At 66.5% G+C, this 1,886-nt stretch carries 2 protein-coding genes; both read right to left on the reverse strand.

Going from position 1 to position 1,886, the window contains the following annotated elements; genetic code table 11:
- Positions 1-495, reverse strand: a 495-nt coding sequence (locus EOA27_RS34505) for an alcohol dehydrogenase catalytic domain-containing protein (RefSeq protein WP_148669968.1), incomplete at its 3' end; no start/stop codon positions are given.
- A 12-nt stretch (positions 496-507) separates the two neighbouring features.
- Positions 508-1,886: TRAP transporter large permease subunit (locus EOA27_RS34510; RefSeq protein WP_127258514.1), on the reverse strand; the 1,379-nt coding region annotated here is incomplete at its 5' end.

Genomic DNA, 1,886 nt, shown 5'->3' on the forward strand with positions numbered 1-1,886 from the left:
CACCACGACCGACGCGCCCGGCCGGATCGCTGCCAGGTCGACGCCGTGCAGGCAGCAGGCCAGCGGCTCGCAGAAGGCGCCATGCGTCGGTCTTAGGTTCGGGGGTAGCCGGAACGCCTGCCTGTGCGGCATCAGCACATAGTCGGCGAAGCCGCCGTCGCGATGGATGCCGATGGCGCTGAGATTGCTGCAGAGATTGACGCGGCCGGCATGGCAGTGGGCGCAGCGTCCGCAGGCGATGTTGGGATCGCCGGTGACGCGGTCGCCGATCGCAATGCCGGACACTGCCGCGCCGACGGCTTCGACAATGCCGGAGAATTCATGGCCGAGCGTCACCGGCGGCGTGCAGGGGAACTCGCCGTGGAAAAGGTGCCGGTCGGTGCCGCAGACGCCGCAGGCTTCGATGCGCACGAGAACGTGCTCGGGCCCGGGAAAGGGTTTGGGGACCTCGCGCAGCGCGATCTTGCCTACCGCCTCCAGCCGCACGGCTCTCATGGTCCGCTCGCCTCAGTTGAATTTGGGTGGCTGCGAGAGGTCGGGTGCCGGCGCCGCCGGTTTGGCCGGCGCTTCGCCGAAGCTCGGTGGCTGCGACAGGTCGGGCGTGCCTGGCGCCGCCGGCGCGCCGCCATTGGCGGGCGCCGCGCCGTTATTGGTGGGTGGCGTGCCGAGCGGCGACAGCGAGGGCATGTCGGGCAGCTTCAGGTCTATCGTGCTGGGCTCCACCGCCGCTCCCTTGTAGCGCATGACCATCTGCGGGAAGGCGATGGTGAGCCCGATCATGATCACCTGGATGCAGACGAACGGCACGGCGCCCCAATAGATCTGCCCGGTAGAGACTGGCGCGATCTGCTTTCCGGTGATCCTGTCCAGGTAAGGCACGCGGGCCGCGACCGAGCGCAGGTAGAACAGCGCGAAGCCGAATGGCGGATGCATGAAGCTGGTCTGCATGTTGACGCCGAGCAGCACGCCGAACCAGATCAGGTCGATGCCGAGCTTGTCGGCGGCGGGCGCCAGCAGCGGCACGATGATGAAGGCGAGCTCGAAAAAATCGAGGAAGAAGGCAAGCACGAAGACCAGGATGTTGACGCCGATCAGGAAGCCCGTCTCGCCGCCGGGCAGCGAGATCAACAGATGCTCGACCCAGATGTGGCCGTTGACGCCGTAGAAGGTCAGCGAGAAGACGCGCGCGCCGATCAGGATGAACAGCACGAAGGAGGAAAGCCTGGTCGTCGAGGCGAGCGCCTGTTTGACGACGTCGAGCGACAGCCGCCCCTTGGCCGCCGCCATGATCAATGCTCCGACCGAACCCATGGCGCCGCCCTCGGTCGGCGTGGCGATGCCGAGGAAGATCGTGCCCAGCACCAGGAAGATCAGCGCCAGCGGCGGGATCAGCACGATTACCACCTGCTGCGCCAGCTTGGACATCATGTTGATGCGCAGCCGCTGGTCGACGATGGCGGCGACATAGATGACGATGACCCCGACGGCGAAGCCGAGGATGTCGGCATTGTCGCCCTGTGTCGGTGCAAGATAGCGATAGGCGCCATAGGAGATCGCACCGGTAACCAGAAGCGCCACGATCAGCGACAGCACGCCGCGGCCGAGCGTTCGGGCTTCGAGCGGCAGCGCCGGCATCGAGTTCGGCCGGACGATCGAAATGATCAGGATGTAGAGCATGTAGATACCGGTCAGCACGATGCCCGGGATCAACGCGCCGGCATACATGTCGCCGACCGAGCGCCCGAGCTGGTCGGCGAGCACGATCAGCACCAGCGAGGGCGGGATGATCTGCGCGAGCGTGCCGGAAGCCGCGATGACGCCGGAGGCGACCCTGCGGTCATAGCCGTAGCGCAACATGATCGGCAGGGAGATCAGCCCCATGGCGA

This window comes from Mesorhizobium sp. M2A.F.Ca.ET.037.01.1.1, from assembly GCF_003998075.1.
GTDB lineage: Bacteria > Pseudomonadota > Alphaproteobacteria > Rhizobiales > Rhizobiaceae > Mesorhizobium.